Source organism: Escherichia sp. E10V5 (assembly GCF_004212315.1).
In the GTDB taxonomy this organism is placed as follows: domain Bacteria; phylum Pseudomonadota; class Gammaproteobacteria; order Enterobacterales; family Enterobacteriaceae; genus Escherichia.
In genome coordinates this window covers 1-26053 of record NZ_RHJM01000030.1, presented here as the reverse complement: position 1 = coordinate 26053, position 26053 = coordinate 1, and the positions used below count along the sequence as shown (strand labels likewise).

The following is a 26053-nucleotide window of genomic DNA, read 5'->3' as shown; positions in this document are numbered from 1 at the left end:
GAGGGCTTAAATGACAAACTTAGATTGCAAATTCTCTATTTCACCCGCGCCATATAATACGCATCGATATATTCACCATTACGCAATGCGTACTTCTTGCCAGTCCCTTCAATCTCAAAGCCGAATTTTTTATAGACCTTAATTGCTGGCGCGTTATCGACGAACACCGTTAGTTCAATACGATCTACCCGCAACCAGTTGTCGCACATTTCAATCATCTCTCGCATCAGGGCGCTGGCGACGCCGCGATTCTTCCAGCGGGCGTCGACACAGATACCAAAATCGGCAACATGACTGCGGCGCGGGCGTTGCTGTACATCAATGGTGAGATGACCTACTACAGTTCCATCAATACAGGCGACGAGTTGCTTGATGCTGGGGCGATCGGCGAGTCGTTCCAGCCACATATGTTCTGAAGGATGAGGCACTTGTAGTGTGTTGTAATACACCTCCGGCTGGGCGTGGATATGCCGAATGGCCTCATAATCGCGCGTTTCTGCGTGGCGTATTACTATCTCACTCATTCCTCTGTCCTCTTTCGGGTAAATGTCCCTTTCAACATCATTGACTTTCAAATACGAGTCAAATGCATTTTTTTGCAAAAAGTGTTGGACAAGTGCGAATGAGAATGATTATTATTGTCTCGCGATCAGGAAGACCCTCGCGGAGAACCTGAAAGCACGACATTGCTCACATTGCTTCCAGTATTACTTAGCCAGCCGGGTGCTGGCTTTTTTTTGCTTTCGTACTGGTTTGTTTGCCATTTTGTCCACGTGAAGTGTTCCTCGTGTCGAGACAAATGCAAAATTGCCTGATGCGCTACGCTTATCAGACCTACAAACCGATGCCATTTTGTGTAGGCAGGTAAGGCGTTCACGCCGCATCCGGCATGATCAAAGTGCACTTTGCCAACAATCTGACGTACTGAAGCCCAGGCATAGGAACCGCGTCCGCTTTGCGCTAAGGTGTAAATAACCACCTTAAAAAGGACGAAATCATGGTCATCAACTGTGCCTTTATTGGCTTCGGCAAAAGCACCACCCGTTACCATCTTCCGTATGTACTTAACCGCAAGGATAGCTGGCATGTCGCGCATATTTTTCGCCGCCATGCGAAGCCGGAAGAACAGGCTCCCATTTATTCCCATATTCATTTCACCAGCGATCTCGACGAAGTGTTAAACGATCCCGATGTTAAGCTGGTTGTCGTCTGCACCCACGCGGACAGCCACTTCGAGTACGCGAAGCGCGCGCTGGAAGCCGGGAAAAATGTACTTGTCGAAAAACCGTTCACCCCGACGCTTGCGCAGGCGAAAGAGCTGTTTGCGCTGGCGAAAAGTAAAGGGCTGACCGTCACGCCGTATCAGAATCGTCGCTTTGATTCCTGCTTCCTGACGGCGAAAAAAGCGATTGAAAGCGGCAAGCTGGGAGAGATTGTCGAAGTGGAAAGCCATTTTGACTATTACCGCCCGGTGGCAGAAACCAAACCTGGACTGCCGCAGGATGGCGCGTTCTATGGGCTTGGTGTGCATACCCTGGACCAGGTTATCTCGCTGTTTGGTCGCCCGGATCACGTCGCTTATGACATCCGCAGCCTGCGTAATAAAGCCAATCCTGACGACACCTTTGAAGCGCAGCTGTTTTATGGCGACCTGAAAGCGATCGTTAAAACCAGTCATCTGGTGAAAATCGATTATCCGAAATTTATCGTTCACGGTAAGAAAGGTACATTTATTAAATACGGCATCGACCAGCAGGAAACCAGCCTGAAGGCTAATATTATGCCGGGCGAACCTGGATTTGCGGCGGATGATTCGGTCGGTGTGCTGGAGTATGTCAATGACGAGGGCGTGACGGTCAGAGAAGAGATGAAGCCAGAGATGGGCGACTATGGACGTGTGTATGATGCGTTGTACCAAACCATCACCAACGGTGCGCCAAATTACGTCAAGGAATCTGAAGTTCTTACCAATCTGGAAATCCTTGAACGCGGTTTTGAACAAGCCTCTCCCTCCACAGTGACTCTCGTGAAGTAAGTTTGATGGCCCCTCGAATAGTTCAATTTTTTTGAACAGAGGGGTCAATTTTCACCCTCTATCATCCCAGGCGGATCGGGTCCACACTAAGCCCATCGAAATCATTCAGGGGGCGAATACAAATGATCTACTTACGCAAAGCAAATGAACGCGGTCATGCTAATCATGGCTGGCTGGACTCCTGGCATACTTTCTCTTTTGCCAATTATTACGATCCGAACTTTATGGGCTTCTCCGCGCTGCGCGTGATTAACGACGACGTGATTGAAGCAGGGCAGGGCTTCGGCACTCACCCGCATAAAGATATGGAAATTTTGACCTACGTGCTGGAAGGTACTGTTGAGCATCAGGACAGCATGGGCAATAAAGAACAGGTTCCGGCGGGCGAGTTCCAGATTATGAGTGCGGGTACGGGTATTCGTCACTCAGAGTACAACCCAAGCAGCACCGAGCGTCTGCATCTGTATCAGATCTGGATCATGCCAGAAGAAAACGGTATTACGCCGCGTTATGAACAGCGTCGCTTCGATGCCGTGCAGGGCAAACAGCTGGTGCTCTCGCCGGATGCGCGTGACGGTTCGCTGAAAGTATATCAGGATATGGAACTGTACCGCTGGGCGCTGGTAAAAGATGAGCAGTCGATACATCAGATTGCCGCTGAACGCCGCGTCTGGATCCAGGTGGTGAAAGGTAATGTCACTATTAACGGCGTAAAAGCCTCGACCAGCGATGGTCTGGCGATTTGGGATGAGCAGGCGATTTCCGTCCACGCTGATAGCGACAGTGAAATCCTGCTGTTCGATTTACCGCCAGTCTAAATTTATCTCACAAACCTTCCTGAGGAATCAGGAAGGTTGTGATGCGTCCGTGGTAAACTAAAGGAATCTATCCCTTTTGTACCTTTCAGGACGATGAAAAAGAAAAGACCCGTACTTCAGGATGTGGCTGACCGTGTAGGCGTGACCAAAATGACGGTCAGCCGTTTTTTGCGTAACCCGGAGCAGGTTTCCGTCGCTCTACGTGGCAAGATTGCCGCCGCTCTTGATGAACTGGGTTATATTCCCAATCGCGCGCCCGATATCCTCTCTAACGCCACCAGCCGGGCGATTGGTGTCCTGTTACCTTCTCTCACCAACCAGGTTTTTGCGGAAGTATTACGCGGAATCGAAAGCGTCACCGACGCGCACGGTTATCAGACGATGCTGGCGCACTACGGTTATAAGCCGGAAATGGAGCAAGAACGCCTTGAATCGATGCTCTCCTGGAATATCGATGGCCTGATCCTTACCGAACGCACCCACACGCCACGCACCTTAAAGATGATTGAAGTGGCGGGTATTCCGGTGGTGGAACTGATGGACAGCCAGTCGCCGTGCCTCGATATTGCTGTCGGTTTTAATAACTTTGAAGCGGCACGCCAGATGACTGCTGCCATTATTGCTCGCGGGCATCGTCACATTGCTTATCTCGGCGCACGTCTCGACGAACGTACTATCATCAAACAGAAGGGATATGAGCAGGCGATGCTGGATGCAGGCCTGGTGCCATATAGCGTGATGGTTGAACAATCTTCTTCTTACTCTTCCGGTATTGAACTGATTCGTCAGGCGCGGCGGGAATATCCGCAGTTGGATGGCGTGTTCTGTACCAACGATGACCTGGCGGTCGGCGCGGCGTTTGAATGTCAGCGTCTGGGGTTGAAAGTTCCTGACGATATGGCGATTGCCGGTTTCCACGGTCATGATATTGGTCAGGTGATGGAGCCACGGCTGGCAAGTGTGCTGACGCCGCGTGAGCGGATGGGCAGCATTGGCGCTGAACGCCTGCTGGCGCGTATTCGTGGCGAAGCGGTGATGCCGAAAATGTTAGATTTAGGTTTCACCTTGTCACCAGGTGGATCTATTTAAGCCTACAAATTTGAAGTAGCTCACACTTATACACTTAAGGCACGGATGGATATTGCTTCTGATTTTGTCCGGCCGGACAATGTTACCGATAACAGTTACCCGTAACATTTTTAATTCTTGTACTGTGGGGGCACCACTTTGAGCACGACTAACCATGATCACCACATTTACGTTCTGATGGGCGTCTCAGGCAGCGGCAAATCTGCGGTCGCCAGTGAAGTGGCGCATCAACTTCATGCCGCGTTTCTTGATGGCGATTTCCTCCATCCGCGCTGCAATATCGAAAAAATGGCGTCTGGTGAACCGCTGAACGACGACGATCGCAAACCGTGGTTGCAGGCGCTGAACGACGCCGCGTTTGCCATGCAGCGTACCAATAAAGTGTCGCTGATCGTCTGCTCTGCACTGAAAAAACACTATCGCGACTTGCTGCGTGAAGGTAATCCGAATCTCTCTTTCATCTACCTGAAAGGCGATTTTGATGTGATTGAAAGCCGCCTGAAAGCGCGCAAAGGCCATTTCTTTAAAACCCAAATGCTGGTGACGCAGTTTGAAACGCTGCAGGAGCCGGGTGCGGACGAAACCGATGTACTGGTGGTGGATATCGATCAACCGCTGGAAGGTGTTGTGGCAAGCACCATTGAGGTTATTAAAAAAGGCAAATAAGTAGTGACTACATTAACGCTTGTTTTAACAGCTGTAGGGTCTGTTTTACTGCTGCTGTTTTTAGTCATGAAGGCGCGTATGCACGCTTTCCTGGCTTTGATGGTGGTGTCTATGGGGGCTGGCCTTTTTTCCGGTATGCCGCTCGATAAAATTGCAGCGACGATGGAAAAAGGGATGGGAGGCACCCTCGGCTTCCTGGCGGTGGTTGTCGCCCTGGGAGCCATGTTTGGCAAGATATTACATGAAACCGGCGCAGTCGATCAGATTGCCGTCAAAATGCTCAAATCCTTCGGTCACAGCCGCGCGCATTATGCCATCGGCCTTGCGGGGCTGGTCTGCGCGCTACCGCTGTTCTTTGAAGTGGCGATTGTTCTGCTGATTAGCGTTGCCTTCTCGATGGCGCGCCACACCGGTACGAATCTGGTGAAACTGGTAATCCCATTATTCGCAGGCGTGGCGGCAGCGGCGGCATTTCTGGTGCCTGGACCAGCGCCGATGCTGCTGGCATCGCAGATGAACGCCGATTTTGGCTGGATGATCCTGATTGGCCTGTGTGCGGCAATTCCGGGGATGATCATCGCCGGGCCGCTGTGGGGTAACTTCATCAGCCGTTATGTTGAGCTGCATATTCCTGACGATATCAGCGAACCGCATCTCGGCGAAGGCAAAATGCCGTCTTTTGGATTCAGCCTGTCCCTGATCCTACTGCCGCTGGTGCTGGTAGGTCTTAAAACCATTGCTGCGCGTTTTGTACGAGAAGGATCAACTGCTTACGAATGGTTTGAGTTTATCGGTCATCCGTTTACTGCGATTCTGGTTGCTTGTCTGGTAGCAATTTATGGCCTGGCAATGCGTCAGGGCATGCCAAAAGATAAAGTGATGGAGATTTGCGGTCACGCGCTGCAACCGGCGGGGATCATTCTGCTGGTGATTGGTGCGGGCGGCGTGTTCAAACAGGTGCTGGTTGACTCTGGCGTAGGTCCGGCGCTGGGCGAAGCGTTAACCGGCATGGGCCTGCCGATTGCCATCACCTGCTTCGTGCTGGCAGCGGCAGTGCGCATCATTCAGGGGTCTGCCACCGTTGCCTGTTTAACGGCGGTGGGGCTGGTGATGCCGGTCATTGAACAATTGAATTACTCCGGTGCGCAAATGGCGGCACTGTCGATTTGTATCGCTGGTGGTTCGATTGTCGTCAGCCACGTTAACGACGCTGGTTTCTGGTTGTTCGGTAAATTTACCGGTGCGACTGAAGCCGAAACGCTGAAAACCTGGACCATGATGGAAACCATCCTCGGCACTGTTGGTGCCATCGTCGGGATGATTGCGTTCCAGTTGTTGAGTTAAGTCTGTTTGCCCGGTAGGTCTTACACTACCGGGCTCCTTCCTGGTAATGCCTCTCGTCACCCCTTCATCCACATCCGAATGCCGTCGAGGAACATCTGGGTTGCCATCATCACCAGAATCAATCCCATCAGGCGTTCCAGCGCATTCACTCCTTTCTCGCCCAGCAGACGTAAAAATAGCGATGACTGTAGCAGGATAACAAAGGTGCCGCCCCAGGCCAGCAGCAGCGCAATTACCAGATGCCCCATCTGATTCGGGTACTGGTGAGACAGCAACATTAATGTGGCGAGAATAGTCGGCCCTGCTACTAATGGGATTGCCAGCGGCACAATAAACGGCTCTTCACCTGCCGGAAGCCCACTGCTATTGCCTGAAGCACTGGGGAAAATCATCTTAATGGCGATCAGAAATAGAATGATGCCGCCAGAAATGGAGACGGTTTCCGCCCGCAGGCTAAGAAATGCCAGAATTTTCTCACCCGCAAACAGGAACACCAGCATCACCATGAGAGCAATAAGCAACTCTCGCACCATGATTGCCCGACGTCTTTTCGGTTCTGTATGTTTCAGTACGGACATAAAAATAGGTAGGTTTCCGAGCGGATCCATAATCAAGATCAATAAAACTGCTGCAGAAATGATTTCATTCATAACTCAAGTTCCCTGATAATTGCCGTGGACTTTCTGCGTGCTACGAAAGCAGGATAAGTCGCATTACTGATGGCTTCGCTATCATTGATTAATTTCACTTGCGACTTTGGCTGCTTTTTGTATGGTGAAAGATGTGCCATGAGGACACCGGCACATATATACAGCACACATCTTTGCAGGAAAAAACGCTTATGAAAAATGTTGGTTTTATCGGCTGGCGCGGTATGGTCGGCTCCGTTCTCATGCAACGCATGGTTGAAGAGCGCGACTTCGACGCCATTCGCCCTGTCTTCTTTTCGACTTCACAGTCTGGTCAGGCTGCGCCTTCCTTCGGCGGTGCTTCTGGCACACTTCAGGATGCCTTTGATCTGGAGGCGCTGAAGGCTCTCGATATCATCGTAACCTGTCAGGGCGGCGATTATACCAACGAAATCTATCCAAAGCTCCGTGAGAGCGGATGGCAAGGTTACTGGATTGACGCAGCATCGTCTCTGCGCATGAAAGATGACGCCATCATCATTCTTGACCCAGTCAATCAGGACGTCATTACTGATGGATTAAATAAAGGCATCAGGACTTTTGTTGGCGGTAACTGTACCGTAAGCCTGATGTTGATGTCGTTGGGCGGTTTATTCGCCAATGATCTTGTAGATTGGGTTTCCGTTGCAACCTACCAGGCGGCTTCCGGCGGTGGTGCGCGACATATGCGTGAGTTGTTAACCCAGATGGGCCAACTGTATGGCCATGTGGCGGATGAACTCGCGACACCGTCCTCTGCTATTCTCGATATTGAACGCAAAGTCACGACTTTAACCCGCAGCGGCGAGTTGTCAGTGGATAACTTTGGCGTGCCGCTGGCGGGTAGCCTGATTCCGTGGATCGACAAACAGCTTGATAACGGTCAGAGCCGCGAAGAATGGAAAGGGCAGGCAGAAACCAACAAGATTCTCAACACATCTTCCGTTATTCCGGTAGATGGTTTGTGTGTGCGTGTCGGGGCGTTGCGCTGCCACAGCCAGGCATTCACCATCAAATTGAAAAAAGATGTGTCTATTCCGACCGTGGAAGAACTGTTGGCGGCCCATAACCCGTGGGCAAAAGTGGTTCCAAACGATCGCGAAATCACTATGCGTGAGCTAACCCCAGCTGCCGTCACCGGTACGCTGACCACGCCGGTAGGCCGTTTGCGTAAGCTGAATATGGGACCTGAGTTCCTGTCAGCCTTTACCGTGGGCGACCAGCTGCTGTGGGGGGCCGCGGAGCCGCTACGCCGGATGCTTCGTCAACTGGCGTAATGTTTATTCATTAAATTTGGGGCGTAATGCTGCCCCTTTTAGTGCGTAGTACAGGAGTAAGCGCAGATGTTTCATGATTTACCGGGAGTTAAGTAGAGCATTGGCTATTCTTTAAGGGTGGCGGGATACATACGTATTCAATGCCTTACCTGAAGTGAGGACGGCGTAGAGAGGATGCACAGAGTGCTGCGCCGTTCAGGTCAAAAAAATGTCACAACCAGATGTCAAAAATTAGTTGGATGGGGTGACACAATAAAACAGGAAGACAAGCATGTCCGATCGTATCGATAGAGACGTGATTAACGCGCTAATTGCAGGTCATTTTGCGGATCCTTTTTCCGTACTTGGAATGCATAAAACCACAGCGGGACTGGAAGTCCGTGCCCTTTTACCTGACGCCACCGATGTGTGGGTAATTGAACCAAAAACTGGACGCAAAGTCGCTAAACTGGAGTGTCTCGACTCTCGTGGATTCTTCAGCGGCGTCGTTCCTCGGCGTAAAAATTTTTTCCGCTATCAGTTGGCGGTTGTCTGGCATGGCCAGCAGAATCTGATTGATGATCCTTACCGTTTTGGCCCTTTAATCCAGGAAATGGACGCCTGGCTGTTATCTGAAGGTACCCACCTGCGCCCATATGAAACCTTAGGTGCGCACGCAGATACTATGGATGGCGTTACCGGCACGCGTTTTTCTGTCTGGGCGCCAAATGCCCGCCGTGTCTCGGTTGTTGGGCAATTCAACTACTGGGATGGTCGTCGTCACCCGATGCGCCTGCGTAAAGAGAGCGGCATTTGGGAACTGTTTATCCCTGGCGCGCATAACGGTCAGCTCTATAAATACGAAATGATTGATGCCAATGGCAATCTGCGTTTGAAGTCTGATCCTTATGCCTTCGAAGCGCAGATGCGCCCGGAAACCGCTTCCCTTATTTGCGGACTGCCTGAAAAGGTCGTGCAGACCGAAGAGCGCAAAAAAGCGAATCAGTTTGATGCGCCAATTTCTATCTATGAAGTTCACCTGGGGTCATGGCGTCGTCACGCCGACAACAACTTCTGGTTAAGCTATCGCGAACTAGCCGATCAGTTGGTGCCTTACGCTAAATGGATGGGCTTTACCCACCTCGAACTGCTGCCAATTAACGAACATCCATTCGATGGCAGTTGGGGCTATCAGCCGACAGGTTTGTATGCGCCAACTCGCCGTTTTGGCACTCGCGATGATTTCCGCTATTTCATTGATGCCGCCCACGCAGCAGGTTTGAACGTGATTCTCGACTGGGTGCCGGGTCACTTCCCGACAGATGACTTTGCACTTGCCGAATTTGACGGCACAAATCTGTATGAACACAGCGATCCGCGTGAAGGCTACCATCAGGACTGGAACACCCTGATTTACAACTATGGCCGCCGTGAAGTCAGCAATTTCCTTGTTGGTAATGCGCTGTACTGGATCGAGCGTTTTGGTATCGATGCGCTGCGCGTCGATGCGGTTGCTTCGATGATTTATCGTGATTACAGCCGTAAAGAAGGCGAGTGGATCCCGAACGAGTATGGTGGACGCGAGAATCTGGAAGCGATTGAATTCCTTCGCAATACCAACCGTATTATCGGTGAACAAGTTCCTGGTGCAGTAACGATGGCGGAGGAGTCTACCGACTTCCCGAACGTTTCCCGCCCGCAGGATATTGGTGGTCTGGGCTTCTGGTACAAGTGGAACCTCGGCTGGATGCACGACACTCTGGATTACATGAAGCTCGACCCGGTTTATCGTCAATACCACCACAATAAACTCACCTTCGGGATGCTCTACAACTACACTGAAAACTTCGTCCTGCCGCTGTCGCACGACGAAGTGGTGCACGGCAAAAAATCGATTCTCGACAGGATGCCTGGCGATGCATGGCAGAAGTTTGCCAATCTGCGAGCCTACTATGCCTGGATGTGGGCGTTCCCGGGCAAGAAACTGTTGTTCATGGGTAACGAATTTGCCCAAGGGCGTGAGTGGAACCACGATGCCAGCCTCGACTGGCATCTGCTGGAAGGTGGCGACAACTGGCATCACGGTGTCCAGCGACTGGTACGCGATCTGAACCATACTTATCGTCACCACAAAGCTCTGCACGAGCTGGATTTCGACGCCTACGGCTTTGAATGGCTGGTGGTGGATGACCATGAGCGCTCGGTGCTGATCTTTGTGCGTCGCGATAAAGAGGGTAACGAAATTATCGTTGCCAGCAACTTTACGCCGGTGCCGCGCCATGATTATCGCTTTGGCATTAATCAGCCAGGTAAGTGGCGTGAGATTCTCAACACCGATTCCATGCACTACCACGGCAGCAATGCTGGCAATGGCGGCGCGGTACATAGCGATGAGATCGCCAGCCACGGTCGTCAGCATTCATTGAGCCTTACTCTACCACCGCTGGCCACTATCTGGCTGGTGCGGGAGGGAGAATGACACAACTCGCCATTGGCAAACCTGCTCCCCTTGGCGCGCACTATGATGGCCAGGGCGTCAACTTCACGCTCTTTTCCGCTCATGCCGAGCGGGTAGAGCTGTGTGTGTTTGACGCTCAGGGCATAGAACACCGGTATGACTTGCCAGGACGCAGCGGCGATGTCTGGCACGGTTACTTGCCGGATGCGCGCCCGGGTTTGCACTATGGGTATCGCGTACATGGCCCCTGGCAACCTGCCGTGGGGCATCGCTTTAACCCGGCGAAGTTGTTGATTGATCCTTGCGCGCGGCAAATTGAGGGTGAGTTTAAAGATAACCCGCTGCTGCATGCAGGCCATAATGAACCTGATTATCGTGACAACGCCGCCATTGCGCCGAAATGCGTGGTGGTGGTCGATCACTATGACTGGGAGGATGATGCCCCGCCGCGCACGCCGTGGGGCAGCACCATCATTTATGAAGCCCATGTCAAAGGATTAACCTATCTGCATCCGGAGATCCCGGTTGAGATCCGCGGCACCTATAAAGCGCTCGGCCATCCGGTGATGATCAACTATTTAAAACGGTTGGGTATTACCGCACTGGAACTGTTGCCAGTGGCGCAGTTTGCCAGTGAACCGCGCCTGCAACGCATGGGGCTAAGTAACTACTGGGGCTACAATCCGGTGGCGCTGTTTGCGCTGCATCCGGCATATGCCAGCTCGCCCGAAACGGCGTTGGACGAATTCCGCGACGCAGTGAAAGCCCTGCACAAGGCGGGTATTGAAGTTATTCTCGACATCGTACTCAACCACAGTGCGGAACTGGACCTGGACGGCCCTGTATTCTCACTGCGCGGGATCGACAACCGTAGCTATTATTGGATAAGAGAAGACGGCGATTATCACAACTGGACCGGCTGTGGTAATACGCTCAATCTGAGCCATCCGGCGGTAGTGGAGTACGCCAGCGCCTGTCTACGCTACTGGGTGGAAACCTGCCACGTTGATGGTTTCCGCTTCGATCTCGCAGCAGTCATGGGGCGAACACCGGAGTTTCGTCAGGATGCGCCGCTGTTTACGGCTATCCAGAATTGCCCAGTGCTTTCGCAAGTGAAGTTGATTGCCGAACCGTGGGATATCGCGCCAGGTGGTTATCAGGTGGGCAATTTCCCACCGCTGTTTGCCGAGTGGAATGATCATTTCCGCGACGCCGCACGCCGTTTCTGGCTGCACTATAACTTGTCGCTGGGTGAGTTTGCCGGGCGTTTTGCCGCCTCCAGCGATGTTTTTAAACGTAATGGCCGTCTGCCGAGCGCTGCGATTAATCTCGTTACTGCGCATGACGGTTTTACGCTTCGCGACTGCGTTTGTTTCAACCATAAACACAATGAAGCAAATGGAGAGGAAAATCGCGACGGGACCAACAACAATTACAGTAACAATCATGGTAAAGAAGGGTTAGGCGGTACTCTTGATTTGATTGAACGGCGGCGCGACAGCATTCACGCCCTGTTAACGACGTTGTTGCTCTCCCAGGGTACGCCGATGTTACTGGCAGGTGATGAACATGGTCACAGCCAGCATGGCAATAACAATGCCTACTGTCAGGATAACCAACTAACGTGGTTGGACTGGTCGCAGGCAAACAGTGGGTTAACGGGGTTTACCGCCGCGTTAATCCATTTGCGCAAGCGCATTCCTGCTTTGGTAGAGGATCGCTGGTGGGAAGAAGGCGATGGCAATGTCCGTTGGCTGAATCGATATGCTCAACCTTTAAGCTCGGATGAGTGGCAAAACGGGCCAAAGCAGCTGCAAATTTTGCTTTCGGATCGTTTTTTGATCGCAATAAACGCCACGCTTGAGGTAACAGAGATTGTTTTACCTGCTGGGGAGTGGCACGCCATTCCCCCATTCGCTGGAGAGGATAACCCAGTGATTACGGCTGTCTGGCCGGGACCTGCACACGGATTGTGTGTGTTCCAGAGATGATAAAAAAGGAGTTAGTCATGGTTAGTTTAGAGAAGAACGATCACTTAATGTTGGCGCGCCAGCTGCCATTGAAATCTGTTGCCCTGATACTGGCGGGAGGACGTGGTACCCGCCTGAAGGATTTAACCAATAAGAGAGCAAAGCCTGCCGTACACTTCGGCGGTAAGTTCCGCATTATCGACTTTGCGCTGTCCAACTGCATCAACTCTGGGATCCGTCGTATGGGCGTGATCACCCAGTACCAGTCTCACACCCTGGTGCAGCATATTCAGCGCGGCTGGTCGTTCTTCAATGAAGAAATGAACGAGTTTGTCGACCTGCTGCCCGCGCAGCAGAGAATGAAAGGGGAAAACTGGTATCGCGGTACCGCAGACGCGGTAACTCAAAACCTCGATATTATCCGCCGCTATAAAGCGGAGTATGTGGTGATCCTGGCTGGTGACCACATCTACAAGCAAGACTACTCGCGAATGCTTATCGACCACGTCGAAAAAGGTGCGCGTTGTACTGTTGCTTGTATGCCAGTACCGATTGAAGAAGCCTCTGCATTTGGCGTTATGGCAGTCGATGAAAACGATAAAATTATCGAATTTGTTGAAAAACCTGCTAACCCGCCATCAATGCCAAACGATCCGAGCAAATCTCTGGCGAGTATGGGTATCTACGTCTTTGACGCCGACTATCTATATGAATTGCTGGAAGAAGACGATCGTGATGAAAATTCCAGCCACGACTTTGGTAAAGATTTGATTCCAAAAATCACCGAAGAAGGCCTGGCTTATGCGCATCCATTCCCTCTCTCTTGCGTACAGTCTGACCCAGACGCCGAGCCGTACTGGCGCGATGTGGGAACGCTGGAAGCTTACTGGAAAGCGAACCTTGATCTGGCCTCTGTGGTGCCGGAACTGGATATGTACGATCGCAACTGGCCAATTCGCACCTACAATGAATCATTGCCACCAGCGAAATTCGTTCAGGATCGCTCTGGTAGCCATGGGATGACCCTTAACTCACTGGTTTCCGGCGGTTGTGTAATCTCTGGTTCAGTGGTGGTGCAGTCCGTTCTGTTCTCGCGCGTTCGTGTTAATTCATTCTGCAACATTGATTCCGCCGTATTGTTACCGGAAGTATGGGTAGGTCGCTCGTGCCGTCTGCGCCGCTGTGTCATTGACCGCGCGTGTGTCATTCCGGAAGGCATGGTGATTGGTGAGGATGCAGAGGAAGATGCACGTCGTTTCTATCGTTCAGAAGAAGGCATCGTGCTGGTTACGCGCGAAATGCTACGGAAGTTAGGGTATAAACAGGAGCGATAATGCAGGTTTTACATGTATGTTCAGAGATGTTTCCGCTGCTTAAAACCGGCGGTCTGGCTGATGTTATTGGGGCATTACCCGCAGCACAAATCGCAGACGGCGTTGACGCTCGCGTACTGTTGCCTGCATTTCCCGATATTCGCCGTGGCGTGACCGATGCGCAGGTGGTATCTCGTCGTGATACCTTTGCCGGGCATATCACGCTGCTGTTCGGACATTACAACGGGGTTGGTATTTACCTGATTGACGCGCCGCATCTCTACAATCGTCCCGGAAGCCCGTATCACGATACCAACTTATTTGCCTACACTGACAACGTGTTGCGTTTTGCGCTGTTGGGGTGGGTCGGGGCAGAAATGGCCAGTGGGCTGGACCCATTCTGGCGCCCTGATGTGGTGCACGCGCACGACTGGCATGCCGGCCTTGCGCCTGCGTATCTGGCGGCACGCGGGCGTCCGGCGAAGTCGGTGTTTACTGTGCACAATCTGGCCTATCAAGGCATGTTTTATGCACATCACATGAATGACATCCAATTGCCATGGTCATTCTTTAATGTTCACGGGCTGGAGTTCAACGGGCAAATCTCTTTCCTGAAAGCCGGACTGTATTACGCTGACCATATTACAGCGGTTAGTCCGACCTACGCTCGCGAGATTACTGAACCACAGTTTGCCTACGGTATGGAAGGTTTACTTCAGCAGCGTCATCGTGAAGGGCGACTTTCCGGCGTACTGAACGGCGTGGACGAGAAAATCTGGAGTCCAGAGACGGACTTACTTTTAGCCTCGCGTTACACCCGCGATTCATTGGAGGATAAAGCGGAGAATAAGCGCCAGTTGCAAATCGCAATGGGGCTTAAGGTTGACGATAAAGTGCCGCTTTTTGCAGTGGTGAGCCGTCTGACCAGCCAGAAAGGCCTGGATCTGGTGTTAGAGGCCTTACCGGGCCTTCTGGAACAGGGCGGACAACTGGCGCTGCTCGGCGCGGGCGATCCGGTATTGCAGGAAGGTTTCCTTGCTGCAGCAGCGGAACACCCCGGTCAGGTTGGTGTACAGATTGGTTATCACGAAGCATTTTCGCATCGCATTATGGGCGGCGCGGACGTCATTCTGGTGCCCAGTCGTTTTGAACCGTGCGGCTTAACGCAACTTTATGGATTGAAGTACGGCACGCTGCCGTTAGTGCGGCGTACCGGTGGGCTTGCTGATACGGTTTCTGACTGTTCTCTTGAGAACCTTGCAGATGGCGTCGCCAGTGGGTTTGTCTTTGAAGATAGTAATGCCTGGTCGTTGTTACGGGCTATTCGACGCGCTTTTGTTCTGTGGTCCCGCCCTTCATTGTGGCGGTTTGTGCAACGTCAGGCTATGGCAATGGATTTTAGCTGGCAGGTCGCGGCGAAGTCGTACCGTGAGCTTTACTATCGCTTGAAATAGTTTTCAGGAAACGCCTATATGAATGCTCCGTTTACATATTCATCGCCCACGCTTAGCGTAGAAGCTCTTAAGCACTCTATCGCTTATAAGCTGATGTTTACGATTGGCAAGGATCCTGTCGTTGCCAATAAACATGAATGGCTGAACGCAACGTTATTTGCTGTGCGCGATCGTCTCGTGGAGCGCTGGTTACGCTCGAATCGTGCCCAGCTGTCGCAAGAAACTCGTCAGGTTTACTATCTGTCGATGGAGTTTTTGATCGGTCGTACTCTCTCCAACGCCATGCTGTCGTTAGGTATTTATGACGATGTCCAGGGAGCGCTGGAGTCGATGGGATTGAATCTCGAAGAGTTGATTGATGAGGAAAATGACCCTGGCCTCGGTAACGGCGGTCTGGGGCGTCTGGCGGCCTGCTTCCTGGATTCTCTGGCGACTTTAGGGTTACCAGGTCGCGGCTACGGTATTCGTTACGACTACGGCATGTTCAAGCAGAACATCGTTAACGGCAGCCAGAAAGAGTCACCGGACTACTGGCTGGAATACGGCAACCCGTGGGAATTTAAACGACACAATACGCGCTACAAAGTGCGTTTTGGCGGACGTATTCAGCAAGAAGGCAAGAAAACTCGCTGGATTGAAACTGAAGAAATTCTGGCCGTTGCTTATGACCAGATAATCCCCGGCTATGACACTGACGCAACTAATACCCTGCGTTTATGGAGCGCACAAGCCAGTAGCGAAATTAACCTGGGTAAATTCAATCAGGGTGACTACTTCGCGGCGGTGGAAGACAAAAACCACTCCGAGAACGTATCTCGCGTACTGTACCCGGACGACTCCACTTATTCCGGGCGTGAACTGCGTCTGCGTCAGGAATACTTCCTGGTTTCCTCGACCATTCAGGACATTTTAAGCCGCCATTATCAGCTGCATAAAACCTACGATAATCTGGCAGATAAAATCGCGATTCATCTCAATGACACCCATCCGGTGCTGTCGATTCCTGAATTGATGCGTCTGCTGATTGACGAGCATAAATTCAGCTGGGATGACGCTTTTGAAGTGTGTTGCGAGGTCTTCTCTTACACCAACCACACGCTGATGAGCGAGGCGCTGGAAACCTGGCCGGTAGATATGCTGGGTAAAATTCTGCCGCGTCACTTGCAGATAATCTTTGAAATTAATGACTATTTCCTGAAAACCTTGCAAGAGCAGTATCCGAACGACACTGACCTGCTGGGACGGGCGTCAATCATTGATGAATCCAACGGGCGTCGTGTGCGGATGGCCTGGCTGGCGGTTGTCGTGAGTCATAAAGTCAACGGTGTTTCGGAGTTGCACTCTAACCTGATGGTGCAGTCACTGTTTGCTGATTTTGCGAAAATCTTCCCGGGTCGTTTCACCAACGTTACCAACGGTGTGACGCCGCGTCGCTGGCTGGCGGTAGCAAACCCATCGCTTTCAGCCGTGCTGGACGAACACCTGGGCCGTAACTGGCGCACCGACCTTAGCCAGCTGAGCGAGCTGCAACAGCACTGTGATTTCCCGATGGTCAACCATGCGGTGCATCAGGCGAAGCTGGATAACAAAAAACGTCTGGCCGAGTACATCGCCCAGCAGTTGAATGTGGTGGTGAATCCGAAGGCGCTGTTTGATGTGCAGATCAAACGTATTCACGAATACAAACGTCAATTGATGAATGTGTTGCACGTTATCACTCGTTATAACCGTATCAAGGCCGATCCGGATGCTAATTGGGTGCCGCGCGTGAATATTTTTGGCGGCAAGGCCGCTTCGGCTTATTACATGGCGAAGCACATTATCCATTTGATCAACGATGTTGCTAAAGTGATCAACAACGATCCGCAGATTGGCGACAAGCTGAAAGTGGTGTTTATTCCGAACTACAGCGTTAGTCTGGCGCAGTTGATCATTCCGGCGGCCGATCTGTCTGAACAGATTTCACTGGCGGGGACGGAAGCCTCCGGCACCAGTAACATGAAGTTTGCTCTTAACGGCGCGCTGACTATCGGTACGCTGGACGGCGCGAACGTCGAGATGCTGGATCATGTCGGTGATGACAATATCTTTATCTTTGGTAACACTGCGGAAGAGGTGGAAGAACTGCGTCGTCAGGGTTACAAACCGCGTGAATACTACGAGAAAGATGAAGAGCTGCATCAGGTGCTGACGCAAATCGGCAGCGGCGTGTTCAGCCCTGAAGACCCAGGCCGTTACCGCGATCTGGTTGATTCGCTGATCAACTTTGGCGACCACTATCAGGTGCTGGCGGATTATCGCAGCTATGTCGATTGTCAGGATAAAGTCGACGAACTCTACGAGCGTCAGGAAGAGTGGACTGCAAAAGCGATGCTGAACATCGCCAATATGGGCTACTTCTCTTCAGACCGTACGATAAAAGAGTACGCCGATCATATCTGGCATATTGATCCAGTGAGATTGTAAGTTCGTAAAGTGATAACTGCCGTGTGTTCCCTTAAAGCTACCGTTAATGGGCACACGGCATTTTTATATCAGATAAACAAAATATCATGAAAATTTACATATGCTATCAATATATAATTAATATTTGTTATTTATTAATAAGGTACCTCATCAGGGAATGTTCCATATAACGAACATTATAAATAAATAATAAATCATTTGTCGTGTTTATATATTTACTCACTCCTCAGTTCTTCTTTCTAAAATAAACTCCTTTGTTTTCAAATGACTGTATTTTTATATAAAGTCAATTATTGCGAGCGTTGATTCTTTTAGTTACATTACCAAGCAGCTCATATAATATTTTCCAGCCATTCTATCTCTTAATTTTTCTGGGATTAACCACACCAGCTTTATTCATTTAAATAATGTGATTTGTTAAAGCTGAATGTAAAAATAATCGCCAATATTGCTTGGATTTTTTAACAAAAGGAAAGGTATAAATGAAATTCAATCTATCTAATTTATCCGTAGTTTTACTCGCATCAGGTATGCTGATGTCAACTGCGGTAACTGCTGCGCCAGGCGATGCATCACAATTTGGTGGTGCGGATACAGACTGGAGCACCGTTGATTATCCAAAACTCACCGATATGGATAGCAACACCGATGCGATGGGCGGAAACATCCGCTTTACTGGTCGTGTGGTTAAAGCGACGTGTAAGGTTGCTACAGAATCGAAACAGATTGAAGTGGTACTGCCAGTCGTACCTTCTAACGCTTTCACGGGCATTGATACCGAAGCAACGGGTGCCAGTAACCAGACTGACTTCAACATTAAACTGACCGACTGCAGCAATACAGACAGTCAAAACATTGAATTTCGTTTTACTGGCGTAGCAGACAGTGCCAACCAGACGCTTGCCAATGAAGTTGAAGGGGCCGCTGATGCTGATAGTACTGGCGAAGCAGGTGCAACAGGTGTAGGGATTCGTATTTATTCTAAAAACACTACAGCTGATGGTCTGATTAAACTGAATACACAAACTCCTCAGGGGAGTAGTTCTTCGGCAGCTTACGTGATTCCTGGCGATGCAGCCAAACATGATTATACTGCCGCATTTACCGCGGGCTATGCGCAGAACGGTAGTACCGTTGCACCAGGTCTGGTGAAAACTACGGCAAGTTTCGTTGTGCTGTACGAATAATTACAGCAAGATAATTTCAGGTTACAGTTAATTGTAGCCTGAAATTAATATTACGTGTTTATTTATAATAAATAGACACGTATCAGCAATTACAATTAATTTCATCTACAAGGATGCAGTATGAGATGGATTTCAAAAAATAAATGTTTAGCCAATAGAAATATAAATTCTTTGCTGAAGACTCAATATGCCATAAGGGCAGCGGCTCTATTTTTGCTGTCCGCCATATCTGTCAACGCTATGGCTGCGGGTGGTTTCGGTCTTGGTTCTACGCGTCTGGTTTATCCATCGGACAGTCAGCAAATTACGCTAAGTGTACAGAATGGTGGGGCTAACACCAGCTATTTAATCCAGTCATGGATTGATGACAATCAAAGCAGTAAAAAAAGTCAGGATTTTGTGGTTACGCCTCCTTTATTTATGTTGCCAACGCGAAAAGAGGCATCATTGAGGATAATGTTTATTGGTAAAACACAGTTACCGACTGATCGTGAAACATTATTCTGGATGAATGTGAAAGCGATTCCGCCGACGGATGAGAAGAATACTCAGAAAAACACGTTGCAACTGGCGTTACAAAACAGAATTAAATTATTTTACCGTCCGACTAATTTACCCATTCAGGCTGGTAAAGCACGGGATATGCTGCGATTTAAATACGAAGGTAAACAGCTGAGAATCATTAATCCTTCTCCCTATTACCTGACGGTGACAGGAATCAGGATGCAAGGGGCAAAATTACCCAATGCGTTTGTTCCCCCGAAAAGTGACATCACAGTTTCTTCTCCGGTGACGTTAGCGGGCGAAATTACTTATCAAACTATCAATGATTACGGTGCCACAACGGCCAGGCAAAAGGGAACGATGCAATAAACCTGGAAGATTAAAACGTTAAAGCAACTCAGGTCAGGGATATGAACCTAAAGCTCAGAAAACTCGAACACTGGATGGCAAGGAAAAAGCAGATGAGGCTGTGTATACCGCTTCTCCTGACACTTTTGCCTACGTGTTCAGTGGCGGGTATGCGCTTTAATCCTGCCTTTTTGTCGGGTGATACAGAAGCTGTTGCTGATTTATCTCGTTTTGAGAAAGGGATGACGTATCTGCCAGGTAGCTATGAGGTTGAAATATGGGTCAATGATTCGCCTTTGACATCACGTAAGGTTACTTTCAAAGCTGATGAGCAGAATCAGTTGATTCCCTGTTTTTCGCTCGATGAGTTAGTTACTTTAGGAATTAACAAAAGTGCATTGCCGGAGCAGGCGCAAGCAGAGGGAAATCATTGTCTCGATTTACGTATATGGTTTGCTGAAGTTCAATATACTCCTGAACTGGATGCGCAACGACTCAAACTGACCTTCCCGCAGGCAATATTAAAGCATGAAGCTCGTGGTTATATCCCACCTGAGGAATGGGATAATGGTATCCCGGCTGTTCTTATTAATTATGACTTTTCTGGTAACAGCGATCGTGGAGACTATGCGTCTGATAGTTATTATTTAAATCTTCGTTCAGGTTTAAATTTAGGTGCGTGGCGTTTTCGTGATTATTCTACATGGAGTCGTTCAGGTAATTCTCCGGGTAAAATTGCACATGTGAGTAGTACGTTACAACGGGTAATTATTCCGTTCAAAAGTGAATTAACACTGGGTGATACCTGGTCTTCATCAGATGTTTTCGACAGCGTGAGTATTCGCGGTGCTAAACTTGAGTCCGATGAAAACATGCTGCCGGATAGCCAAAGTGGCTTTGCTCCTACTGTGCGCGGCATTGCTAAAAGTAATGCTCAGGTAACGATTAAACAAAACGGTTATGTTATTTATCAGACCTATACTCCCCCTGGGCCGTTTGAAATCAACGATCTGAACCCTACGTCTTCCGCAGGGGATTTGGAAGTTACGATCAAAGAGTCTGATAATTCCGAAACTGTCTATACTATTCCTTACGCCGCTGTACCCATCCTTCAACGCGAAGGACATATTAAATATTCCGCAACTGCCGGTAAATATCGTAGTAATAGCTATAATCAAAATAATCCGAATATCTTTCAAGGCGATTTGATTTGGGGGTTACCCTGGGATATTACCGCCTATGGAGGGATACAATACTCTGATAATTATCGGGCAATAGCACTCGGGCTTGGGTTCAACCTTGGTATGTTTGGTGCGACCTCATTTGATTTGACGCAAGCCAATAGCACACTTGCTGATGGCAGTAAACATCAAGGGCAATCGTACCGTTTTCTATACTCAAAATCGTTAGTGCAAACAGGTACAGCTTTTCAGATTATTGGTTATCGCTACTCGACGGAGGGATTTTATTCGTTGAGTGATACCACATATAAACAAATGTCAGGTACGGTTATCGATCCTGATACCATTAATGAACAAGACTATGTTTATAACTGGAATGATTTTTATAATTTACGTTATAACAAAAGAGGAAAGTTTCAGGCAAATATATCACAACCATTGGGCGAATATGGCTCTATGTATTTGGCAGCGAGTCAACAAACTTACTGGAATACGAATGATAAAGATACCTTATACCAGGTCGGCTATAATACGAGTGTGCATGGGGTTTATTTAAACATTGCTTATAACTACAGCAAATCACCAGGTTCAGATGCGGACAGAATCTTATCCGTCAATATATCATTGCCGATCAGCAATTGGTTATCACCAGCAGTCGATGGACGCACTGCGACAAATTCTATGACAGCGACCTATGGTTACAGTCAAGATAATAGCGGTCATGTGAATCAGTATGCTGGAGTATCTGGCTCACTGCTGGAACAACATAATCTCAACTATAATATTCAACAAAATTTTGCCAATCAGAATAATACCGGAAATGGCTCGGTAGGTTTAAATTACCGCGGTACTTATGGTTCACTAAATTCCGGATACAGCTACGATAATAATGGTAACCAGCAATTCAACTATGGTTTAAGTGGCGCCTTGGTTGTTCACGAAAATGGTATCACGCTAAGCCAGCCGTTAGGTGAAACAAATATACTGATAAAAGCACCTGGGGCAAACAATGTAAATGTGGAACGCGGAACGGGGGTTAAGACAGACTGGCGTGGCTATGCTGTCGTACCTTATGCCACGGAATATCGGCGTAATAATATCTCTTTAGACCCTATGTCTATGAACATGCATACAGAATTAGATGCCACTAGCATGGAAGTGATACCCAGTAAAGGCGCTTTAGTTCGCGCTGAGTTTAATGCCCATGTCGGTATTCGTGGTTTATTTAATGTGAGCTATCGTAATAAACCAGTTCCATTTGGTGCGACGGCCAGTGTACCCACTGAGGGAACCACTCAGATTACAGGAATAGTGGGTGACAGTGGGCAGGTTTATCTCTCTGGTTTGCCTTTGCAAGGCATAATAAATATACAGTGGGGAGAAAGTTCTTATCAGCAATGTCAGGCAAGCTATCAATTACCGGAAAGTGAGCTAGATAATGCTATTAGCTATGCAAATCTGGAGTGCCGCTGATGAATATATTACAGAAATTTATTTTATTAATTTTCACTTCATTATCCATGATGGTGGTTTCATATAATGCACTGGCTAACGATACCGTAGTGGTCACATTTACAGGCCAGTTATTAGCAAAAACGTGTGATATTACAGCTGGAAGTAAAGACCAGCCAGTAAACATGGGAACTTATGACGTCAATGATTTTTTAAATGTGGGAGATGTTTCTGGTAGCCGTACATTTACAATAAATCTGGAAGGGTGTCCAACGACAACCAGCACTGTTTATAGTTCAGGAGTTAGTGCTAATGTGCGGTTTAGCGGGGATACAGATGCTATCAATACCACCTTATTACGCCTTACTTCCAGTGCAGATAGTGCAACTGGAGTGGGCGTCGAAATTTTAGATAGCAATGATAAAATTATAGCAATTAATGGTGAGTCAGGCTTCCGGGAATTAGTTTTAGATAATAATGGTGATGCCAGTTTGGCCTTTAAACTCCGCTATAAGTCAACTCAGCAAAACGTACATGCGGGGCAAGCAAATGCGCTGTTGTACTTTGATATAGACTATCAGTGAGGGTGATATGAAGCGCTATTGGAATTTAATTGCTCTGTTATTCTCTGTGATATCCATGTCATCCATTGCTGATGATACAACACATGCTGGTATTGTACGTATAGAAGGAATAATAACGGCAAAGACTTGTATTGTTGCCGATGAGTCTAAAAATTTCACGGTTAACATGCCTGATGTTCCCAGTTATAGGGTTAAAAATTCAGGGGATATCACTGAAAAAATTGACTTCACTATAAAATTAACCCGATGTGGCAGTGATGTCAGTAATGCCAATATCAAATTTGATGGAGCATCTGTGAGTGAAGATACCACTCTGTATAAACTGGAAGAGGGATCTGTTGAGGGGTTAGCACTGGCTATTTATGATAACAACAAACAAAGTATTAGTAATGGTATAAAAAGTACCAGTTATGCCCTTACGCCATTGGTAGATAATACATTGCATTTCTTTGCTGCTTATAAAGCGATAAAAAATGATGTACAACCAGGAGATGCGAATGCATCAGTTTCCTTTATCGTCACTTATGATTAATGTGCTGATATGCTTTTTAATATGTTGCGTAAATGCGCAAGCAGGGGTTATCGTTGGCGGTACCCGTTTTGTTTACCCAGAAAAGCAGTCATCAATTTCGGTCGAGCTTAAAAATACTGCCAGTAAAGATATGCTGGTTAAAATTTCCGTGACACCTGATGATGGACGTCAGTTAAATGGGACAGTAGAATCTCAGCCTTTACTTCCAGATAAGGCATTTATTGCTACGCCACCATTATTGGTACTTAAACAAGATAAAAATACCAAAATAAGAATTAATCGCGTAGGTGGTCAGTTACCTACAGATCGTGAGAGTTTATTTATACTGAATGTTGCTGCGTTACCTGCTCAGGAACAAGACTCACAGCTTAAGCACGAAAATCAACTCCAGGTAGCTGTACGCAACCGGATGAAAATATTTTATCGCCCGGAGGCGTTATCAGGTAATCCACTTAACGCTTATCAGCAGTTACGCTGGTCGCGAAGCAATGAGGCTGTCACTGTTTTTAATCCTACACCCTGGTATGTGACACTCTATAATTTATCTATTGATGGTAAAAACATAAATGGTGGCATGGTCGCACCATTTAGCCATCGTCAACAGAATTGGTGTCAGGGGCAAGGATATTGCGAGATTAACTGGCAGACGTTGGATCTTTACAATAATGCTTTGCCTGTATGGAGTGTGAAATTAAATGTTTTGCAAAATAATGCTATGGGTACAGCAGCGATACATGGATAACTGGAGAGGCATGATGTTTACTTGTTTTTGGGGAAATGTAAAAGCAATTTTTATATTTTCTATTCTTTTAATCAGTAATTTCTATAACATTGTGTATGCTGAAGATATGGGACGTGATCGCGCTTTTTGTTATCCTGGTACTCCTGGTAATAACAGTACGCCAGCAGTATTTTCTTATAATTTTGGTACTATTACTGTCTCTGATGTCAATAATAACTCTCCTGGAACGGTATTACCAACGCAGAACTGGAAAATAGGGCGTTATAAGGCATATTGCAATTCTCTTGATGATTATGAAGTTTATTTTTCCGGTGTGTCTGGAATTGACCCGTCGGGAGCATCTGGTGATCATCAGGGGAGCGATATATTTATTCCTCTGACTCATGAAATATCTGTCTCGACACATATAAAACTCTATAATAAAAATGGCACAATGACAGATAAAACAGTACCTTTTGATAACTATAGCACCAATTATCCAGCAGACAGAAGTAAACCATCTGATTGGACCTCAGGAACAGAGGGATATATAAAAATCAGACTGGATAAAAAAATAATATCCGATGTCTCAATAAATAGTGTGCTACTAGTTTCTTTGTACGTTAGCCAGTTCCCAACTGAACATGGCCCCGTTCCTGTATTTAATGCTTATATTGGCAACTTAAATATTGAGGTTCCACAAGGCTGCACAATTAATGAGGGCACCAGTTTTACCGTTAATATGCCTGATGTCTGGGCTAGTGAGTTAAGTCGGGCTGGCGCTGGAGTGAAGCCAACAGGTATTTCTCCAGTTGCAACCACTATTCCGATCAATTGCACGAACAAAGATATTGATGCCGTAATGACGCTGGTTTTTGATGGAAATATTTCATCAACGAGAGATGTTAACGGTCGGCAAAGTATTCTTCAGGCGGAGGATAACCCAGACGTTGGCATTATGATTATGGATAGCCAACAGGAGTCCGTAGATTTGAACGCTCTTGCTACTCATGTTGGAGTACCATTTAAGTTAATAGAAAACCGGGCAGCATCCGCTCAGACGGCAGACGTGACTTTTCTGTCTCTCCCCGTCAGTACCACAGGGCGACTACCTGCCGCGGGGCGTTATAACGCCCTGGCTGTTTTACGGGTGGAATATCAGTGATATGTGAGTCAGTGCAGAAACGGATTAGCCCGCTTTTAGCCATCGGTAGGGCAGAGCCTGGTGGAAGATGTGGGATATGTGCCGATGTATCCAACAATGAAATAAAATTCGATGCAAAGGAATCAGCGCGATGAATAAATTCACAGGCGTTTTACTGTTAGGTGCAGTATTACTGGCGGGATGCGCCGACCGGGAAGCCTACTATAACAGTGTCAGGGAAGAAGAGAGTCGGGGACTGACTTCTCTGCGGGGAGAACCTGAATTACGTTACAGCGATGATTGGTTAAGATGGCCGAGAGTGTTCGGTGCAACAGCTTTATACCCGCTGTATGCTTCTGCATATTATGAATTAGTACCGGAGCCGAAAGATGCGGATCAAACTTCGCTGGCCTGGCAGGCGTATGGTTTACAGCAAACCCGAACAGCGGAAGCCTACGATAGTCTGATTAAAGGTACTGCGACAGTTATTTTTGTCGCGCAACCTTCTGAAGGACAGAAAAAACGTGCAGAAGAAGCGGGAGTTAAGCTGAAATATACCGCGTTTGCCCGCGAAGCCTTTGTCTTTATCGTTGATATCAAAAACCCGGTTAATTCGCTTAGCGAACAGCAGGTCAAAGACATTTTTAGCGGTAAAGTGAGTCGCTGGAATAAAGTAGGCGGTGGTGACGACCGCATAAAAGTCTGGCAGCGGCCAGAAGATTCAGGAAGCCAAACGGTTATGAAGGGACTGGTTATGCAAGACACTCCAATGCTGCCAGCCAAAAAATCCACTGTTATTGATCTTATGGGCGGTTTAATTACCGAAGTCGCCGACTATCAAAACACTGTAGTGGATCACAAAA

The 26053-nt window shown here is 48.4% G+C and carries 21 protein-coding genes; 19 read left to right on the top strand and 2 right to left on the bottom strand.

The window, feature by feature from the left end; genetic code table 11:
• Window positions 1-35: 35 nt before the first annotated feature.
• Entirely contained in the window at window positions 36-524 is a 489-nt protein-coding gene (gene yhhY, locus D9738_RS19635) for an N-acetyltransferase (protein WP_130209054.1), read from the bottom strand.
• 473 nt (window positions 525-997) lie between these two features.
• Between yhhY and D9738_RS19630 the strand changes: the two genes are divergently transcribed.
• From D9738_RS19630 to gntU, 5 genes are all read left to right on the top strand, one after another.
• Window positions 998-2035, top strand: a complete 1038-nt coding sequence (locus D9738_RS19630; protein WP_130260956.1) for an oxidoreductase — start codon at window positions 998-1000, stop codon at window positions 2033-2035.
• 122 nt (window positions 2036-2157) lie between these two features.
• On the top strand, window positions 2158-2853 hold the full coding sequence (gene yhhW / locus D9738_RS19625) for a quercetin 2,3-dioxygenase (RefSeq protein WP_130209049.1): 696 nt from the start codon (window positions 2158-2160) through the stop codon (window positions 2851-2853).
• A 93-nt stretch (window positions 2854-2946) separates the two neighbouring features.
• Window positions 2947-3942: a gluconate operon transcriptional repressor GntR gene (gene gntR, locus D9738_RS19620; protein ID WP_130260955.1), complete on the top strand. Its 996-nt coding sequence runs from the start codon at window positions 2947-2949 to the stop codon at window positions 3940-3942.
• A gap of 138 nt (window positions 3943-4080) precedes the next feature.
• On the top strand, window positions 4081-4608 hold the full coding sequence (gene gntK / locus D9738_RS19615) for a gluconokinase (protein WP_000108320.1): 528 nt from the start codon (window positions 4081-4083) through the stop codon (window positions 4606-4608).
• A gap of 3 nt (window positions 4609-4611) precedes the next feature.
• Window positions 4612-5952, top strand: coding sequence for a gluconate transporter (gene gntU / locus D9738_RS19610; RefSeq protein WP_130260954.1), 1341 nt, complete (start codon window positions 4612-4614; stop codon window positions 5950-5952).
• A 56-nt stretch (window positions 5953-6008) separates the two neighbouring features.
• Here gntU and yhgN read toward each other — a convergent pair whose 3' ends face one another.
• Window positions 6009-6602 (bottom strand): NAAT family transporter YhgN, encoded by a 594-nt coding sequence (yhgN, locus tag D9738_RS19605; RefSeq protein ID WP_130217718.1) that lies wholly within the window; start codon window positions 6600-6602, stop codon window positions 6009-6011.
• Between the two features lie 191 nt (window positions 6603-6793).
• On the opposite strand from yhgN, the gene asd reads away from it, so the two are divergent.
• The 14 genes from asd to D9738_RS19535 all read left to right on the top strand — a co-directional run.
• Window positions 6794-7897 carry an aspartate-semialdehyde dehydrogenase gene (gene asd, locus D9738_RS19600; RefSeq protein WP_064527660.1) on the top strand — a complete coding sequence of 368 codons (1104 nt, stop codon included), beginning with the start codon at window positions 6794-6796 and terminating at the stop codon, window positions 7895-7897.
• Between the two features lie 271 nt (window positions 7898-8168).
• Window positions 8169-10355 carry a 1,4-alpha-glucan branching enzyme gene (gene glgB, locus D9738_RS19595; protein WP_130209043.1) on the top strand — a complete coding sequence of 729 codons (2187 nt, stop codon included), beginning with the start codon at window positions 8169-8171 and terminating at the stop codon, window positions 10353-10355.
• Window positions 10352-12325, top strand: a complete 1974-nt coding sequence (glgX, locus tag D9738_RS19590) for a glycogen debranching protein GlgX (RefSeq protein ID WP_130209041.1) — start codon at window positions 10352-10354, stop codon at window positions 12323-12325. The genes glgB and glgX overlap by 4 nt, the downstream gene beginning before the upstream one ends.
• Before the next feature lie 17 nt (window positions 12326-12342).
• Window positions 12343-13638, top strand: coding sequence for a glucose-1-phosphate adenylyltransferase (gene glgC / locus D9738_RS19585; protein WP_130209039.1), 1296 nt, complete (start codon window positions 12343-12345; stop codon window positions 13636-13638).
• Complete coding sequence (gene glgA, locus D9738_RS19580; RefSeq protein WP_130209037.1) at window positions 13638-15071, top strand: glycogen synthase GlgA; 1434 nt, start codon at window positions 13638-13640, stop codon at window positions 15069-15071. Before glgC ends, glgA begins: the two co-directional genes overlap by 1 nt.
• An 18-nt stretch (window positions 15072-15089) precedes the next feature.
• Complete coding sequence (glgP, locus tag D9738_RS19575; RefSeq protein ID WP_130209035.1) at window positions 15090-17537, top strand: glycogen phosphorylase; 2448 nt, start codon at window positions 15090-15092, stop codon at window positions 17535-17537.
• A 482-nt stretch (window positions 17538-18019) separates the two neighbouring features.
• A complete protein-coding gene (locus tag D9738_RS19570) occupies window positions 18020-18724 on the top strand; it encodes a fimbrial protein (protein ID WP_130260953.1) in 705 nt (234 codons plus the stop codon).
• Between the two features lie 120 nt (window positions 18725-18844).
• Window positions 18845-19597, top strand: coding sequence for a fimbria/pilus periplasmic chaperone (locus D9738_RS19565; protein ID WP_130260952.1), 753 nt, complete (start codon window positions 18845-18847; stop codon window positions 19595-19597).
• A gap of 41 nt (window positions 19598-19638) precedes the next feature.
• Window positions 19639-22230: a fimbrial biogenesis usher protein gene (locus D9738_RS19560; RefSeq protein WP_165383349.1), complete on the top strand. Its 2592-nt coding sequence runs from the start codon at window positions 19639-19641 to the stop codon at window positions 22228-22230.
• Complete coding sequence (locus tag D9738_RS19555; protein ID WP_130209029.1) at window positions 22230-22793, top strand: fimbrial protein; 564 nt, start codon at window positions 22230-22232, stop codon at window positions 22791-22793. The genes D9738_RS19560 and D9738_RS19555 overlap by 1 nt, the downstream gene beginning before the upstream one ends.
• A 7-nt stretch (window positions 22794-22800) precedes the next feature.
• Entirely contained in the window at window positions 22801-23325 is a 525-nt protein-coding gene (locus D9738_RS19550) for a fimbrial protein (protein WP_130260951.1), read from the top strand.
• Entirely contained in the window at window positions 23291-24067 is a 777-nt protein-coding gene (locus D9738_RS19545) for a molecular chaperone (protein WP_130260950.1), read from the top strand. Before D9738_RS19550 ends, D9738_RS19545 begins: the two co-directional genes overlap by 35 nt.
• Before the next feature lie 13 nt (window positions 24068-24080).
• Window positions 24081-25211: a fimbrial protein gene (locus D9738_RS19540; protein WP_171021418.1), complete on the top strand. Its 1131-nt coding sequence runs from the start codon at window positions 24081-24083 to the stop codon at window positions 25209-25211.
• Between the two features lie 130 nt (window positions 25212-25341).
• The coding region (locus D9738_RS19535) for a substrate-binding domain-containing protein (protein WP_130260949.1) at window positions 25342-26053 on the top strand (712 nt) is incomplete at its 3' end.

What these genes read in the sequence shown, in the direction of transcription:
- yhhW (WP_130209049.1), top strand. Translation starts at nt 2,158, where the DNA reads ATGATCTACTTACGCAAAGCAAATGAACGCGGTCATGCTAATCATGGC.
- yhgN (WP_130217718.1), bottom strand. Translation starts at nt 6,602, where the DNA reads ATGAATGAAATCATTTCTGCAGCAGTTTTATTGATCTTGATTATGGAT.
- glgC (WP_130209039.1), top strand. Translation starts at nt 12,343, where the DNA reads ATGGTTAGTTTAGAGAAGAACGATCACTTAATGTTGGCGCGCCAGCTG.
- D9738_RS19550 (WP_130260951.1), top strand. Translation starts at nt 22,801, where the DNA reads ATGAAGCGCTATTGGAATTTAATTGCTCTGTTATTCTCTGTGATATCC.
- D9738_RS19545 (WP_130260950.1), top strand. Translation starts at nt 23,291, where the DNA reads ATGCATCAGTTTCCTTTATCGTCACTTATGATTAATGTGCTGATATGC.
- asd (WP_064527660.1), top strand. Translation starts at nt 6,794, where the DNA reads ATGAAAAATGTTGGTTTTATCGGCTGGCGCGGTATGGTCGGCTCCGTT.
- D9738_RS19560 (WP_165383349.1), top strand. Translation starts at nt 19,639, where the DNA reads ATGAACCTAAAGCTCAGAAAACTCGAACACTGGATGGCAAGGAAAAAG.
- glgB (WP_130209043.1), top strand. Translation starts at nt 8,169, where the DNA reads ATGTCCGATCGTATCGATAGAGACGTGATTAACGCGCTAATTGCAGGT.
- yhhY (WP_130209054.1), bottom strand. Translation starts at nt 524, where the DNA reads ATGAGTGAGATAGTAATACGCCACGCAGAAACGCGCGATTATGAGGCC.
- D9738_RS19570 (WP_130260953.1), top strand. Translation starts at nt 18,020, where the DNA reads ATGAAATTCAATCTATCTAATTTATCCGTAGTTTTACTCGCATCAGGT.
- D9738_RS19540 (WP_171021418.1), top strand. Translation starts at nt 24,081, where the DNA reads ATGTTTACTTGTTTTTGGGGAAATGTAAAAGCAATTTTTATATTTTCT.
- glgX (WP_130209041.1), top strand. Translation starts at nt 10,352, where the DNA reads ATGACACAACTCGCCATTGGCAAACCTGCTCCCCTTGGCGCGCACTAT.
- D9738_RS19555 (WP_130209029.1), top strand. Translation starts at nt 22,230, where the DNA reads ATGAATATATTACAGAAATTTATTTTATTAATTTTCACTTCATTATCC.
- gntR (WP_130260955.1), top strand. Translation starts at nt 2,947, where the DNA reads ATGAAAAAGAAAAGACCCGTACTTCAGGATGTGGCTGACCGTGTAGGC.
- glgA (WP_130209037.1), top strand. Translation starts at nt 13,638, where the DNA reads ATGCAGGTTTTACATGTATGTTCAGAGATGTTTCCGCTGCTTAAAACC.
- D9738_RS19565 (WP_130260952.1), top strand. Translation starts at nt 18,845, where the DNA reads ATGAGATGGATTTCAAAAAATAAATGTTTAGCCAATAGAAATATAAAT.
- D9738_RS19630 (WP_130260956.1), top strand. Translation starts at nt 998, where the DNA reads ATGGTCATCAACTGTGCCTTTATTGGCTTCGGCAAAAGCACCACCCGT.
- glgP (WP_130209035.1), top strand. Translation starts at nt 15,090, where the DNA reads ATGAATGCTCCGTTTACATATTCATCGCCCACGCTTAGCGTAGAAGCT.